The 14,046-nt window shown below is 63.6% G+C and carries 13 protein-coding genes; 6 read left to right on the top strand and 7 right to left on the bottom strand.

Translation table 11 applies throughout. The features are described 5' to 3' along the window. Positions 1 to 10: 10 nt before the first annotated feature. The 5 genes from FJ546_RS23780 to tkt all read right to left on the bottom strand — a co-directional run bounded on the left by FJ546_RS23780 (position 11) and on the right by tkt (position 8,099). Positions 11 to 1,036 (bottom strand): class I fructose-bisphosphate aldolase, encoded by a 1,026-nt coding sequence (locus FJ546_RS23780; RefSeq protein ID WP_140891554.1) that lies wholly within the window; start codon positions 1,034 to 1,036, stop codon positions 11 to 13. A gap of 254 nt (positions 1,037 to 1,290) precedes the next feature. Further along, positions 1,291 to 2,487: a phosphoglycerate kinase gene (locus tag FJ546_RS23775; RefSeq protein ID WP_140891553.1), complete on the bottom strand. Its 1,197-nt coding sequence runs from the start codon at positions 2,485 to 2,487 to the stop codon at positions 1,291 to 1,293. 157 nt (positions 2,488 to 2,644) lie between these two features. Continuing rightward, positions 2,645 to 4,528, bottom strand: a complete 1,884-nt coding sequence (locus tag FJ546_RS23770; protein WP_140891552.1) for a potassium/proton antiporter — start codon at positions 4,526 to 4,528, stop codon at positions 2,645 to 2,647. Positions 4,529 to 4,886: 358 nt separating this feature from the next. Next, entirely contained in the window at positions 4,887 to 5,897 is a 1,011-nt protein-coding gene (gap, locus tag FJ546_RS23760) for a type I glyceraldehyde-3-phosphate dehydrogenase (RefSeq protein WP_140891550.1), read from the bottom strand. Between the two features lie 210 nt (positions 5,898 to 6,107). Beyond that, positions 6,108 to 8,099, bottom strand: coding sequence for a transketolase (gene tkt, locus FJ546_RS23755; RefSeq protein WP_140891549.1), 1,992 nt, complete (start codon positions 8,097 to 8,099; stop codon positions 6,108 to 6,110). Positions 8,100 to 8,361: 262 nt separating this feature from the next. Here tkt and FJ546_RS23750 point away from each other — a divergent pair, with 262 nt between their 5' ends. The 4 genes from FJ546_RS23750 to FJ546_RS23735 all read left to right on the top strand — a co-directional run bounded on the left by FJ546_RS23750 (position 8,362) and on the right by FJ546_RS23735 (position 10,857). Next, the gene (locus FJ546_RS23750) at positions 8,362 to 8,634 is read left to right on the top strand and encodes a DUF4164 domain-containing protein (RefSeq protein ID WP_006200774.1); all 273 of its coding nucleotides are present in this window, start codon (positions 8,362 to 8,364) and stop codon (positions 8,632 to 8,634) included. Between the two features lie 10 nt (positions 8,635 to 8,644). After that, positions 8,645 to 9,007, top strand: a complete 363-nt coding sequence (locus FJ546_RS23745; protein ID WP_010911917.1) for a cell division protein ZapA — start codon at positions 8,645 to 8,647, stop codon at positions 9,005 to 9,007. A gap of 176 nt (positions 9,008 to 9,183) precedes the next feature. Further along, positions 9,184 to 9,843: a peroxiredoxin gene (locus tag FJ546_RS23740; protein WP_010911916.1), complete on the top strand. Its 660-nt coding sequence runs from the start codon at positions 9,184 to 9,186 to the stop codon at positions 9,841 to 9,843. Positions 9,844 to 9,996: 153 nt separating this feature from the next. Then, positions 9,997 to 10,857 (top strand): MBL fold metallo-hydrolase, encoded by an 861-nt coding sequence (locus tag FJ546_RS23735; protein ID WP_246686936.1) that lies wholly within the window; start codon positions 9,997 to 9,999, stop codon positions 10,855 to 10,857. 86 nt (positions 10,858 to 10,943) lie between these two features. On the opposite strand, the gene rpoH is transcribed toward FJ546_RS23735, so the two are convergent. Together rpoH and FJ546_RS23725 are read right to left on the bottom strand one after the other, a co-directional pair. Next, a complete protein-coding gene (gene rpoH / locus FJ546_RS23730; RefSeq protein WP_095772137.1) occupies positions 10,944 to 11,855 on the bottom strand; it encodes an RNA polymerase sigma factor RpoH in 912 nt (303 codons plus the stop codon). Positions 11,856 to 12,065: 210 nt separating this feature from the next. Further along, on the bottom strand, positions 12,066 to 13,121 hold the full coding sequence (locus FJ546_RS23725; RefSeq protein ID WP_140891547.1) for an RluA family pseudouridine synthase: 1,056 nt from the start codon (positions 13,119 to 13,121) through the stop codon (positions 12,066 to 12,068). Between the two features lie 24 nt (positions 13,122 to 13,145). Here FJ546_RS23725 and FJ546_RS23720 point away from each other — a divergent pair, with 24 nt between their 5' ends. Then, positions 13,146 to 13,529: a fimbrial protein gene (locus tag FJ546_RS23720; protein WP_140891546.1), complete on the top strand. Its 384-nt coding sequence runs from the start codon at positions 13,146 to 13,148 to the stop codon at positions 13,527 to 13,529. Between the two features lie 30 nt (positions 13,530 to 13,559). After that, on the top strand, positions 13,560 to 13,967 hold the full coding sequence (locus tag FJ546_RS23715; protein ID WP_140891545.1) for a VOC family protein: 408 nt from the start codon (positions 13,560 to 13,562) through the stop codon (positions 13,965 to 13,967). Positions 13,968 to 14,046 lie beyond the last annotated feature (79 nt).

The following is a 14,046-nucleotide window of genomic DNA, read 5'->3' as shown; positions in this document are numbered from 1 at the left end:
AAAGCCGGGTTCAGGCGGCCTGTTCGAGGCTCGGCTTCCATTTTCCGAGCGCGGCCAGATAGTTCATGTGGGCGCGATGGGTGAAGGCGGCCTGGCCGGCGGCGACGTTCGACGCCTTGCCGCTCCATGCCTTCTGCGGGGCAGCCTGCAGCGCGCGGCCATAGGAGAAGGTCAGCTTCCACGGATGCGGACCGATGGCATTGATGGCGTTGAGGTTGGCGGTTGCCTCCTCGTCCTCCTGGCCGCCGGAGAGGAAGGCGATGCCCGGGACCGCCGCCGGCACCGTCTCGCGGAACAGTTTTATGGTCATCTCGGCGACCTTTTCAGGACTGTCCACCGTGCCCGACTTCTTGCCCGACAGGACCATGTTGGGCTTGAGGATCGTGCCTTCGAGTACGACGCGCGCCGCATGGAGTTCATCATAGAGCTTGATCAGCGTCGCCTTCGAGACTTCGTAGCAGGTGCCGATGTCGTGGGCGCCGTCCATCAGTACTTCCGGCTCGACGATCGGCACGATGCCGGCTTCCTGGCAAAGGGCGGCATAGCGGGCGAGCGCATGGGTGTTCGCGCTGATCGAAGTGGCCGAAGGCACGCCCTTGCCGGTATCGATGTCGATCACCGCGCGCCATTTGGCGAAGCGGGCGCCGAGCTTGTAGTAGTCGGCAAGGCGCTCACGCAGGCCGTCGAGGCCCTCGGTAACGGTGTCGCCGGGAAAGCCGGCGAGCGGCTTGGCGCCGGCATCGACCTTGATGCCGGGGATGGCGCCTGACGCCTTGATGATGTCGACCAGAGGCGTGCCATCGGCAGCCTTCTGGCGGATGGTCTCGTCATAGAGGATGACGCCGGAGATGTATTTGGTCATCGCGTCCTTGGCGCGAAACATCATCTCGCGATAGTCGCGGCGGCTGTCGGCGGTCGATTCGACGCCGATGACATCGAAACGCTTCTTGATGGTGCCGGAACTTTCGTCGGCGGCCAGCAGGCCCTTGCCGTTGGCCACGATCGCGGCGGCTATGTCTTCGAGACGTTCGCTCATCATGCTTCTCCTGAAAGGGGTTCGTTCCGCGCTTAACGGAAGTCTACCGCCAAAGGAATGGCATCGGAAAGCTCGAATCGATTGAAAGTCCCGGGCGCCTCTTTGTGTCGATCGCCTTGCTTGTTCCAGCCGCATTCCTGTGCAGCCGGGCGTTTGCGCCTGGCTGCAAATGCGCTTGGGTCTCGACGCAATTCCCAAGGGAAGCGCCACGCGCTTTTCCCTTGAAAACCGTTTCAGACTTTTCCTGGAATTGCTTACCGCTTCAGCACGTCGACGCCTGGCAGCGGCTTGCCTTCCATCCACTCCAGGAAGGCGCCGCCGGCGGTCGAGACATAGGTGAAGTCGTCGGCGACGCCGGCGTGGTTGAGGGCCGCCACCGTATCGCCGCCACCGGCGACCGATACCAGCTTGCCGGCCTTGGTGCGCACGGCGGCGTGTTTTGCCGCCGCCACCGTGGCGTGATCGAACGGCGCGATCTCGAAAGCGCCGAGCGGGCCGTTCCAGACTAGCGTCGCGGCGCGGTCGATCCATTCGCCGATCGTCTTCACGGTCTTTTCGCCGACATCCAGAATCATGCCGTCGGCCGGCACATCGGCGATGGCAACGGTCTCGCAGGCGCCGCCCGCCTTGAATTCCTTGGCGACGACGCCGTCGACCGGCAGGATGATGGCGCAGCCGGCCTCGGCCGCCTCGATCATGATCTGCTTGGCGGTGGTGGCAAGGTCATGCTCGCACAGCGACTTGCCGACATCGGTGCCGCGCGCGGCAAGGAAGGTGTTGGCCATGCCGCCGCCGATCACCAGCGCGTCGACCTTCTTCACCAGGTTCATCAACAGGTCGATCTTGGTCGAGACCTTGGCGCCGCCGACGATGGCGACGACCGGGCGGACCGGATTGCCCAGCCCCCTCTCCAGCGCTTCGAGCTCGGCCTGCATGGTGCGGCCGGCAAAGGAAGGCAGCAGATGCGCCAGCCCTTCTGTGGAAGAGTGGGCGCGGTGCGCGGCGGAAAAGGCGTCGTTGACGAAAATGTCGCCATTGGCGGCGAGCCGCTCGCTGAAGGCCGGGTCGTTCTTCTCCTCGGCCTTGTAGAAACGGGTGTTTTCGAAGAGCAGAACGTCACCCTTGTTCATGGCCGCGACGGCACTTCCCGCTATGTCGCCGACGCAATCCGAGGCAAAGCCGACGGGGCGGCCGAGCACCTCGGCCGTCGCCCTGGCGATCGGCTCCAGCGAGAATTCCGGCGATGGCCCATCCTTGGGCCGGCCGAAATGGGCGAGCAGGATGACCTTGGCGCCCTTGCCCGACAGTTCGGCGATGGTCGGCGCGATGCGTTCGATGCGGGTGGCGTCGGTGACCTTGCCGTCGGCGACGGGAACGTTGAGGTCGACGCGCACCAGCACGCGCTTACCGCTGATGTTGCCGATATCGTCCAGTGTCTTGAAGGCGGCCATGCGGGTTCCTTTCCTCGGAAAAATCGCCGGGACCATACCCCGCATCGGTGACGATGCAAGGCTTTGGCCACGGCGCGGTGCGAAATTTTGAGGCGGGTGAGAACATAGTCCGTGAAGATCGCCCATGATGACGGGGCAAGGCAAACGATCGCTCTTTTCAGCTCCCTGTCGTGGCCTTTTCGACCGGCGGCTCGGGCGGCTCATCTTTTTGTGCTGCCGCCTCCTGCGTCTCGGGAGGCTTGCGCCAGTTGCGGATGAAGGCGCTGAGACGGTCGCCCATCTCGCCGGCGCTGAGGAAGACCGGCACCCTTGCCACCGGCGCGGTCGGCTCGAAGGAAAGACCGAGACCCGTGATCCTACCCTTGTCGTCGACATCCCTGACGATCAGCTCGATCGAGCCGATCAGCACCCGATCGGCATACTCGGCATGGCCGCCAAGGCGCGCCGTGACCAGCGCGCCGACAGTGAGCTTCTGCTCCGCCTCGGTCAGGCCCGGAGCGTAGGCTGCCTCCAGCTCGGCGGCGGAGCGCGCGGGGTCGACGGCGAAGGCGCCGAAGAAATCGGCGTCTTCCGGGTCGACCACCGCGCGGCTCGCGAACAGCTTGTCGAGCAGGCGCGGATAGCGGTCCGGCACGAAGATGTAGACCTGGTCGCCGGCGGCGAGCCGGCCCATGTCCTGGAAACGCATCGAGCGGCCGTCGCGCAGCACCAGCGAGGGACGCGCCCAGCGCGGAATGCGCTCGCCGCGCGCCACCGGGCTGCCATGCGCCACGCGATAGGCGAGGAGCTCGTGGTGGGCGGAGCCGGGGAGTTCGAGTTCGACCTTGTCGAGTGGGCCAAGGCGGGCCGGCACGATGAGGCCGAGGCGCCGCGCCAGCGGGCCGACCGTCCAGCCCTGGATGACAAGCGACACCAGCACGATGATGAAGGCGGCGTTGAAGATGGTGCGGCCGTTCTCCAGCTCGCCAAGCAATGGGGTGATGGCGAGCAGGATCGAGACGGCGCCGCGCAGGCCGACCCAAGAGACGAAGGCGACTTCGGGGCGCGGCAGGCGAAACGGGATCAGGCAGAGCCAGACAGCGATCGGGCGGGCGACGAACATCAGGAAAAGGCCAAGCGCTACCGCCGGCACCATGATCGCCGGAAATTGCGAAGGGGTGGCGAACAGGCCAAGGATCAGGAACATGATGATCTGCGCCAGCCATGACATGCCGTCCTGGAAACGCTTGAGGATGGTGACGGCGCGAATGTCGGAATTGCCGGCAATGAGGCCGGCGATATAGACCGCCAAGAAACCGGAGCCGCCGACGGCGCCGGCGGCGGCGAAGACCATCAGCGACAGCGTCAGCACGAAGATCGGCAGCAGGCCGTGGTCGAGATTGAGCCGGTCGACGAGACGCACGATGGCAAGGCCGCCGAGTGCGCCGATGATGGCGCCAAGGCCCATATTGACGAGGAAGCCGAGGATCAGGCTGGTGACCAGGACATTGGCTTCGGGGTTGGCATGGGCGGCGATGACCTCGACCAGGGTGATGGTCAGGAAGATGGCGATCGGGTCGTTGGTGCCGGATTCCACTTCGAGCGTCGAGCGGACGCGCTCACGCAGATTGATCTCGCCGGCGCGCAGCAGGAAAAACACCGCCGCGGCGTCGGTCGAAGCGACGGCGGCGCCGAGCAGGAAGGATTCCAGCCAGCTGAGGTCAAGCAGATAGTAGGCCGCCGCGCCGAACAGGCCGGTGGTGAGAAGCACGCCGAATGTCGCCAGCGAGAGCGCCGGGCCTGCCGCCTGCCGCAAGGCGTTGAGCGGTGTGCCGAAGCCGGAATCGAACAGGATGACCGCCAGCGCCAGTGAGCCGGCAAAATAAGCGATGCGGGCATTGTCGAATTCGATGCCGAGGCCGTCGGTTCCGGTGGCGAGCCCGATGCAGAGAAAGAGCAGCAGGAGGGGGGCGCCGAAGCGGAAGGCGATCAGGCTCGAAAACGCGGCGGCGACAACGAGCGCCGTGCCGACCAGCGTGACGAGATAGATCGCATGCTCCATCCGTGACTTGCCCCTCGAATTCCTCTGTCTTCCCGATTACGCGAGAGTGGGGCGAAGGCATGACCAGTGCAAGGCGTGGGGGTGGTTTTTTACCCTATGCCGCTGATTTTCGATGGTTTTGCGATTGCTGCTTCGGCAAACGAAAAACGCCCGGCCAAAGCCGGGCGTTCAGGCTGCTGACAAACCTCCGCACGTCTCGAAATCACCCAAGATTCACGGAACGTCTCAGATTCAGATCGCGAACAAACCGGAATCAAAACCCCTCGATTTTGACTGCTGTCAAAAACCGAGGGGTTTGTAATCAATCTGAACGCCCGGCCAAAGCCGGGCGTTTCGATGTCGCGAGACGGAGCCGCGATCAGGCGATGGTCTTGCCGAAGGCGACGGCGGTGTCGCCCATGCGGTTGGAGAAGCCCCACTCATTGTCGTACCAGGACAGCACCGAAACGAAGTTGCCGTCCATCACCTTGGTCTGGTCGAGCGCCATGATCGAGGAGTGCGGATCATGGTTGAAGTCGATCGAGACATTCGGGTGATGGGTGACGCCGAGAATGCCCTTCAGCTTGCCGTTGGAGGCGGCGATGACCGCTTCGTTGATTTCCTGCACCGTGGTGGCGCGCTTGGCGATGAACTTGAAGTCGACGACCGAGACGTTCGGGGTCGGCACGCGGATCGAGATGCCGTCGAGCTTGCCCTTGAGGTCGGGGAGCACGAGGCCGATCGCCTTGGCCGCACCGGTCGAGGTCGGGATCTGCGACAGGGCCGCTGCGCGGGCGCGGTAGAGATCCTTGTGCATGGTGTCCAGCGTCGGCTGGTCGCCGGTGTAGGAATGGATGGTCGTCATCATGCCTTTTTCGATGCCGACCGTCTCATGCAGCACGGCGGCCAGCGGCGCCAGGCAGTTGGTGGTGCACGACGCGTTCGAGATGACGATATGGTCCTTGGTCAGCTTGTCGTGGTTGATGCCGTAGACCACGGTCAGGTCAGCGCCATCGGCAGGTGCGGAGACCAGCACGCGCTTGGCGCCGGCGGTCAGGTGCGCGGCGGCCTTGTCGCGGGCGGTGAAGATGCCGGTGCATTCGAGCGCGATGTCGACGCCGAGCTCCTTCCATGGCAGCTGCGTCGGGTCCTTGATGGCGGTGACCTTGAACTTTTCCTTGCCGACGGTGATCTGGTCGCCGGACACCGACACTTCATGCGGGAAGCGGCCATGCACGCTGTCGTAGCGCAACAGGTGCGCATTGGTCTCGACCGGGCCGAGATCGTTGACGGCGACGACGTCGATGTCCTTGCGGCCGGATTCATGGATGGCGCGCAGGATGTTGCGGCCGATGCGGCCGAATCCGTTGATGGCAACTCTGACGGTCATTTTTCTCTCCCTGGGAGCTGGAAGGCTGACGATGGGTCCGCAGCTTCATAGCGGCGGACGGGCAAAGAATCCAGCCAAAGCGACGCGGATTTAAATCGATTAGGTTGGGCCAGTCCGGCGAAATCGCTTTGCGCGGTTTCGCCGGGGCATTTTGTTTGGTGCCTGCCGTCATCCCAAACCGCGACACAGTTTTGGGCGGCATGCACAGCCTTACTTGGCGTGCAGGCGGGCTTCCGCCACCTTGGCCGCTGCCTCGGCGGTGATGCCGAAATGCGGGTAGAGCTGCTCGATCGTGCCCGAGGCGCCGAAGCCGGTCATGCCGACGAAGATGCCGTCCGAGCCGATGAGATGATCCCAGCCCTGGCGGATGCCGGCCTCGATCGCCATCTTGATCGGCGCGTTGCCGATCGTCTTCTTGCGGTAGTCGTCGCTCTGCTTGTCGAACAGCTCGAAGCAAGGCACCGACACGACGCGGGTCGGGTGGCCGTGCTTCTCGAGCAGGTCGCGGGCGCCGAGCGCGATCTCGACCTCGGAGCCGGTGGCGAAGATCGTCACCGCCGCCTCGCCGCTGGCCGCGGCCAGTTCGTAAGCGCCCTGGCTGCTCAGGTTCTTGGCCGAATGCTCGGTGCGCACGGTCGGCAGGTTCTGGCGGGTCAGCGCCAGCGTCGACGGAGTCTTTTCGGATTCGAGCGCGATCTGCCAGCATTCCGCGGTTTCCACCGCGTCGGCCGGACGGAAGACATTGTGGTTGGGAATGGCGCGCAGGGCCGCCAGATGCTCGACCGGCTGGTGGGTCGGGCCGTCTTCGCCCAGACCTATGGAATCATGGGTCATGACGAAGATCGAGCGGATGCCCATCAGCGAGGAAAGCCGCATCGACGGGCGGGCATAGTCGGAGAAGCACAGGAAAGTGCCGCCATAGGCGATGAGGCCGCCATGCAGCGTCAGGCCGTTGATGGCCGCCGCCATGCCATGCTCGCGGATGCCGTAGTGGACATAGCGCTGGCCATAATCGTCCGGCGTGATGTTCTTGGTCTGGCTGGTCTTGGTGTTGTTGGAGCCGGTCAGGTCGGCGGAGCCGCCGATGGTCTCCGGCACGGCGCCGTTGATGACCTCAAGCGCCATTTCCGACGATTTGCGGGTGGCGACCTTCGGCTTGTCGACCGAGAGCTTCTTCTTGTAGTCGGCGATGACGGCATCGAAATTGGACGGCAGCTTGCCGTCGATGCGGCGCTCGAACTCGGCCTTCAGCTTCGGCTCTGCCTTGGCGAGACGGCCTTCCCAGTCAGCCCGCGGCTTGGCGCCGGCCTTGCCGGCGGCGCGCCACGCATCGAGGATGTCGGCCGGAATCTCGAAGGGCGGCGAGCCCCAGTTGAAGAATTTGCGCGCACCGGCGATCTCGTCGGCGCCGAGCGGCGAACCGTGCGCCTTGTTGGTACCGGCCTTGGTCGGGGCGCCGAAGCCGATGGTCGTCTTGCAGGCGATCATCGTCGGCTTGTCGGAATGGCGGGCGGCCTCGATGGCATAGGCGATGGCTTCCGGATCGGTGCCGTCGATGTGGCTGGCGTTCCAGCCGGAGGCCTGGAAGCGGGCGACCTGGTCGGTGTTGTCGGCGAGCGAAACCGGGCCGTCGATCGAGATGTTGTTGTTGTCCCAGAAGACGATCAGCTTGTTGAGCTTGAGATGCCCGGCCAGCGCGATGGCTTCCTGGGAAACGCCTTCCATCAGGCAGCCGTCGCCGGCCAGCACATAGGTGTAGTGGCTGACGAGGTCGTTGCCGAAGGCGGCGTTCATGATGCGCTCGCCGAGCGCGAAGCCGACCGAATTGGCGAGGCCCTGGCCGAGCGGGCCGGTCGTCGTCTCGATGCCGGCAGCGTGGCCGTATTCGGGATGGCCGGCGGTCTTGGAGCCGAGCTGGCGGAAATTCTTGATCTGGTCGAGGGTCATGTCCTCGTAGCCGGTCAGATAAAGCAGCGAGTAGAGCAGCATCGAACCATGGCCGGCCGACAGGATGAAGCGGTCGCGGTCGGCCCAGTGCGGCGCCTTGGCGTCAAATTTCAGGAAGCGGGTGAACAGCACCGTGGCAATGTCGGCGCAGCCCATGGGCAGGCCGGGATGGCCGGAGTTGGCCTTCTCGACGGCATCCATGGAGAGAAAGCGGATCGCATTGGCCATCCGGTCATGTTGTTCACGCGACGTCATGGTTCCTCCAAAGGTGGGGGGTTGGGGGCTTGGGAGCGCCCTTGAAAAGGTGCGCGACACATAGCAGGCGCGGGCTTTTAGTCAACAAATCGGGCGCAGATTTGCCGGTCTTGTGATGCTGGCGGGGGCCCTACATTAGCGTTAGCGGGGGACAGTCGCGAGAGCTTTGTTGACGTTGCCTTCACCCGGTGCCTAATGTTTCAGGGATAACGCGTTCTGAACGCGAACGATTCGGTGATGGGCAGGGCACAGGACGAAGGCCATGACCGGGGAAACCACACTCAAGGAAGTCATCGCCAGGCTGGGCAAGGCCATCGAGGGGCTGGAAAACGCCGTCGCGGCCAAGCTGGAGCATGAACGCGATTACTCGGAAGCCGAGGCCGAGGTGCAGCGGATGAATGCCGACCGCTCGCGGCTGGCGCAGGAACTCGACAATTCCGAAGCGCGCGCCGAACGGCTGGAGGACGCCAACAAGGAAGTATCGCGACGGCTGGTGACCGCCATGGAAACCATCCGCGCCGTGTTGGACAGATAGGAGCTGGCCCATGGCACAGGTCACGGTTTCAATCGACGGCAAACAGTATCGGATGGCCTGCGACGAAGGCCAGGAAGAGCATCTGATCGACCTCGCCGAACGCTTCGACCGTTATGTCTCGCATCTGAAGGATTCTTTCGGCGAGATCGGCGACCAGCGGCTGACCGTCATGGCCGGCATCATGGTGATGGACGAACTCTCGGAACTGCAGAAGCGCGTCAAGGGCATGGAAAGCGAAGTGCTGACCTTGCGCAAGACGCGCGACGAGGCGCTGACCAAGGCCGACAAGAGCGACAGCGTGCTGACCAACGCCCTTGGCGCGTTGGCGCAGCGGATGGAAGATCTCGCCACGTCGCTGGCCGTGAAATCCTAGATTTTAGCCACGCCGACAGCGAAATGTCTACATTCCCCGGGATAAAGACGAAAATTTTTCGCGGCCTGCATCACTCGCGGCGACCTCACCGTTTTGAACGTCGCCAATGGAGTGATAAAAGGAGTGGCAGCCCGCCAACGAGCGGCATTCACGCGGCATTCACAGGGGTAGGAACCATGAGCCTTCGTATCAACGACATCGCGCCGGATTTCACGGCCGAGACCACGCAAGGGACGATCAGCTTTCACGACTGGATCGGTGACGGCTGGGCGATCCTCTTCAGCCACCCGAAGAATTTCACACCGGTCTGCACCACCGAACTCGGCACGATGGCCGGGCTGGAAGGCGAGTTCAAGAAACGCAACGTCAAGATCATCGGCATCTCCGTCGATCCGGTTGCCAGCCACGACAAATGGCAGGCCGACATCAAGACGGCGACCGGCCAAACGGTGCACTATCCGCTGATCGGCGACAAGGACCTCAAGGTCGCCAAGCTCTACGACATGCTGCCCGCCGGCGCCGGCGAGACCTCGGAAGGCCGCACGCCCGCCGACAACGCCACCGTGCGCTCGGTCTATGTCATCGGGCCGGACAAGAAGATCAAGCTGGTGCTGACCTATCCGATGACCACGGGCCGCAACTTCGACGAGATCCTGCGCGCGGTCGATTCCATGCAGCTCACCGCCAAGCATCAAGTGGCGACGCCGGCAAACTGGAAGCAGGGCGAGGACGTCATCATCACCGCCGCCGTTTCCAACGAGGATGCGATCAAGCGCTTTGGCGCCTTTGACACCATCCTGCCTTATCTCAGGAAAACCAAACAGCCGTCCGCCTGAAACAGGCGCCGGAACGGTTTTTGCCTTTTCCACCCAGGCGGGCCAAGTCATGCTTGACTGACCCACCTGGGTGGACAACCATGCTCCTGCTGGAGCTGGGCGGAGAAAATCGTTCCTGCTGGCTGGGTTGGGGAGTTCGGGTTGGACTTGGCTTTGGCAAAACCTGAGGTCAGGGGCTTTTACGACAAGCCGACCGGGGCCATTCAGTATGTCGTCACCGATCCGGCGACAAGGCGATGCGCCATCATCGATCCGATCCTCGACTTCGATGAGAAATCCGGCGCTACGGCAACGAAGAGCGCAGATGCCCTGCTCGATTTCGTCGGGGAGAACGGGCTGGAGATCGAGTGGATCCTCGATACCCACCCGCATGCCGATCATTTCTCGGCAGCGCACTATCTGAAACGGAAGACCGGGGCGCCGACGGCGATCGGTAACAGGATCGTCGACGTCCAGGACCTGTGGAAGGCGATCTACAACTGGCCGGATTTTCCCGTTGACGGTTCGCAGTGGGACAGGCTGTTCAGGGAAGGCGAGACCTTCCTGGTTGGGACCGTCCCGGTCAAGGTGCTGTTCTCACCCGGACATACGCTGGCCTCGATCACCTATGTGATCGGCGACGCCGCCTTCGTGCACGACACGCTGTTCATGCCCGACAGCGGCACGGCGCGAGCGGATTTCCCCGGCGGCAGTGCCGCGCGGCTGTGGCGCTCGATCCAGGACATACTGGCGCTGCCCGATGAGACGCGCGTCTTCGTCGGCCATGACTATCAGGCCGGTGGCCGCAAGCCCATGTGGGAAAGCACGGTTGGCCAGCAGAGGGCCAGCAATATCCATCTCGTTGCCGCGCACAGCGAAGCCGAATTCGTGGCGCTGCGCGAGGCTCGCGACAAGACATTGCCGATGCCGCGGCTGATCCTGCACGCTCTGCAGGTCAACATGAATGGCGGCCGGCTGCCGGAACCGGAAGCCAATGGCCGGCGGTATCTGAAGTTTCCGCTGGATGCGCTTTGAGGCGATCGCGACACCCGGCCGAGGTTCACGAAAAAGGCGGCGTCAGTTTCCTGACGCCGCCTTGATGTTTTGTCGCGGAAGCTGGCTTAAGCCGCCGGCTGTGCCTCGATGGTGCGCAGCGCCTGGGTCTGGCGCTTGGCGGCGGCCTTGACCGCATCCTGCACCTTCTCGAAGGCGCGCACCTCGATCTGACGCACGCGCTCGCGGCTGATGTCGAACTCGGCCGACAGCTCTTCCAGCGTCAGTGGCTCCTCGGCGAGGCGACGGGCCTCGAAGATGCGCCGCTCGCGCTCGTTGAGCACGGCAAGCGCGCCTGACAGCATGCCGCGCCGGTTTTCCAGCTCGTCCTGCTCGATCAGCATCTCTTCCTGGCTTTCGTGGTCATCGACCAGCCAGTCCTGCCATTCGCCGGATTCGCCTTCCGTCGCCCGGATCGGCGCGTTGAGCGAAGCGTCGCCCGACAGGCGGCGGTTCATCGACACCACCTCTGCCTCGGTAACGTTCAGCCGCGTCGCGATCTCGGTGATCTGGTCGGGCTTGAGGTCGCCGTCATCCAGCGCCTGGATCTTGCCCTTCACCTTACGCAGGTTGAAGAACAGACGCTTCTGGTTGGCGGTCGTGCCCATCTTGACCAGGCTCCACGAGCGCAGGATGTACTCCTGGATCGAGGCCTTGATCCACCACATGGCGTAGGTGGCGAGGCGGAAACCGCGCTCGGGTTCGAATTTCTTGACGGCCTGCATCAGGCCGACATTGCCTTCCGAGATCACCTCGCCGATCGGCAGGCCGTAACCGCGATAGCCCATGGCGATCTTGGCGACGAGCCGCAAATGGCTGGTGACGAGCTTGTGCGCGGCGGACGTGTCTTCATGCTCGGCATAACGCTTGGCGAGCATGTACTCTTCCTGCGGCTGAAGCATGGGAAAGCGGCGGATTTCTTCCAGGTAGCGGCTGAGGCCGCCTTCGCCGGAAACAATACTGGGTAGTGACTGGGCCATGATAGCGCCCCCTCTCTATTGGAGTGATGCCCCCGAAACGCGGCGGGCATGTGACGCGAACACCAAAAGGCTCGCTCGCGACATAAGGTCTTATACAGGAACAAAACCAGAAAAGACAGCATTTGTTCAACACGAAACAGTGTGTCACGCTGAAGTGAACAATGCCAGTCAGGTTTTTTGATGGTCGATTTCGAGCTTGTTGATGGCGGGTCAAAGATTGCGAAAGCCGCCGACGAGTTCCTCCATGTCCCTCGGTATCGGCGCCTCGAACCTCATCGACAGATGGGTATCGGGATGGCGAAATGCAAGGAGCCAGGCATGCAAAGCCTGCCGGGAAAATGCCTTGACCTGACTTTTCAGGGGTTCCGGCAGCCGGTTGGCCTTGGTGCGGAAGGCCTGGCCGTAGTCGGGGTCGCCGATGACCGGATGGCCGATATGGGCCATATGGACACGGATCTGGTGGGTGCGGCCGGTTTCCAGCCGGCATTCGACCAGGCTGGCGGTGGCGAATTCCTGCTGTTCTTCGCCAAAACGCTCCTGAACGGCAAAGTGGGTGACGGCATGGCGGGCATCGTCGCGGCCTTCCGGCACCACGGCGCGGCGCACCCGGTCGGCGGCGCGGCCAAGTGGTGCATCGACCGTTCCGGTCGGCCTCTGCGGTATGCCCCAGACCAACGCCAGATAGGCGCGTTCGAGATCGCCGGTCCGGCCGTGATCGGCGAAGGCTTCCGACAGCGCCTTATGGGCGCGGTCGGTCTTGGCCACCACCATGACGCCGCTGGTCTCCTTGTCGAGGCGGTGGACGATGCCCGGCCGGCGCACTCCGCCGATGCCCGACAGGCTGTCGCCGCAATGATGGATCAACGCGTTGACCAGCGTGCCGGTCCAGTTGCCGGCGCCGGGATGCACGACCAGTCCCGCCGGCTTGTTGATGACGATCAGCGCGTCGTCCTCGTAGAGGACGTCGAGCGCGATGGCTTCGCCCTGCGGCGCGGCCGGCTCCGGTTCCGGCATGGCGACCGACACGCGTTCGCCCGCGATCATCCTGCGCTTGGTCTCGTCGGCCGGCTTGCCGTCGACGCTGACGGCGCCTTGCCTGATCAGCATCTGCACGCGGCTGCGCGACATGTCAGGGCCGAGGCTGGCCGCGAGCCATTGGTCGAGGCGCTGGCCGGCCGCATCCGCGCCCACCACCAAGACAGTGGGCACTGCCTCGATGAATTGCTCCTCTATCAATTCAGGGGCCTCTTCGTTATGAGCGCTCATTGAAAAATTCCGGAATGTTTTGCCATGGCCAGCCCAATTGTCGACGAAGATCAGGAGAAGCCACTCGACGCCGAAGCTGAAAAGGTGCGCAAGAAGCTCGTCCGCTTCATGGGTATCAATCTCGGCCTGCTGTTTGTCGCCCTTATGGTGGTGATCGGGGCCCTTGTCTACAAAGCCCGCAACGCCCCGCCGGCAAGCCCGCCACTGGCCGGTGACATCCAGATGCCGGCCGGCGAGCCGCTCAGCGGCGATATCGTGCTGCCGGTCGGCGCGAAAGTGATCAGCCAGTCGCTGTCGGGCAATCGCGTCTCGATCGACGCCGAGCTTGCCGACGGCGGCCGTGCGATCTTCGTCTATGATATGACCGAGCGCCGCCTGATCGGGCAGTTCGCAATTCGCAACAAATGACCGGCAGCAACCAATGAATGGACCTCTGGCATGACAGGCTCCGCCGGACATCGTCGTGTCGCGACCGTGGCGCTGGTCGTCGCCAATTATGACGAGGCGATCGCCTGGTATGTCGGGCGGCTGGGTTTCCTGCTCCTCGAGGATGTCGATCTCGGCGGCGGCAAGCGCTGGGTCACGGTCGCGCCGTCCAATGGGCAGGGCGCCAGGCTGCTGCTGGCCGAGGCGTCCGACGAGGCACAAAGGAACAGTATCGGCAACCAGACGGGCGGCCGGGTCTTCCTGTTCCTCGAAACCGACGACTTTGCGCGCGACCATGCGGCGATGCTGGAAAAGGATGTCGAATTCCGCGAGGCGCCGCGTTTCGAACCCTATGGCACGGTCGCGGTTTTCGCCGATCTGCATGGCAATCTCTGGGATCTGATCGAGCCGAAACGCTAGGCTTGCGGCCAGCTTTTCTTCGATGTGGTAAAGCGGGCCAAACCCAGTTGCTTTTTCCCAGCCGTCAGCCTATATCGCC

This window comes from Mesorhizobium sp. B2-4-19, assembly GCF_006441315.1.
In the GTDB taxonomy this organism is placed as follows: domain Bacteria; phylum Pseudomonadota; class Alphaproteobacteria; order Rhizobiales; family Rhizobiaceae; genus Mesorhizobium.
This window is presented reverse-complemented; position numbering and strand designations above follow the sequence as displayed.

Coding starts and splice junctions, on each gene's coding strand:
- FJ546_RS23780 (WP_140891554.1), bottom strand. CDS start 1,036: ATGAGCGAACGTCTCGAAGACATAGCCGCCGCGATCGTGGCCAACGGC.
- FJ546_RS23775 (WP_140891553.1), bottom strand. CDS start 2,487: ATGGCCGCCTTCAAGACACTGGACGATATCGGCAACATCAGCGGTAAG.
- FJ546_RS23770 (WP_140891552.1), bottom strand. CDS start 4,528: ATGGAGCATGCGATCTATCTCGTCACGCTGGTCGGCACGGCGCTCGTT.
- gap (WP_140891550.1), bottom strand. CDS start 5,897: ATGACCGTCAGAGTTGCCATCAACGGATTCGGCCGCATCGGCCGCAAC.
- tkt (WP_140891549.1), bottom strand. CDS start 8,099: ATGACGTCGCGTGAACAACATGACCGGATGGCCAATGCGATCCGCTTT.
- FJ546_RS23750 (WP_006200774.1), top strand. CDS start 8,362: ATGACCGGGGAAACCACACTCAAGGAAGTCATCGCCAGGCTGGGCAAG.
- FJ546_RS23745 (WP_010911917.1), top strand. CDS start 8,645: ATGGCACAGGTCACGGTTTCAATCGACGGCAAACAGTATCGGATGGCC.
- FJ546_RS23740 (WP_010911916.1), top strand. CDS start 9,184: ATGAGCCTTCGTATCAACGACATCGCGCCGGATTTCACGGCCGAGACC.
- rpoH (WP_095772137.1), bottom strand. CDS start 11,855: ATGGCCCAGTCACTACCCAGTATTGTTTCCGGCGAAGGCGGCCTCAGC.
- FJ546_RS23725 (WP_140891547.1), bottom strand. CDS start 13,121: ATGAGCGCTCATAACGAAGAGGCCCCTGAATTGATAGAGGAGCAATTC.
- FJ546_RS23720 (WP_140891546.1), top strand. CDS start 13,146: ATGGCCAGCCCAATTGTCGACGAAGATCAGGAGAAGCCACTCGACGCC.
- FJ546_RS23715 (WP_140891545.1), top strand. CDS start 13,560: ATGACAGGCTCCGCCGGACATCGTCGTGTCGCGACCGTGGCGCTGGTC.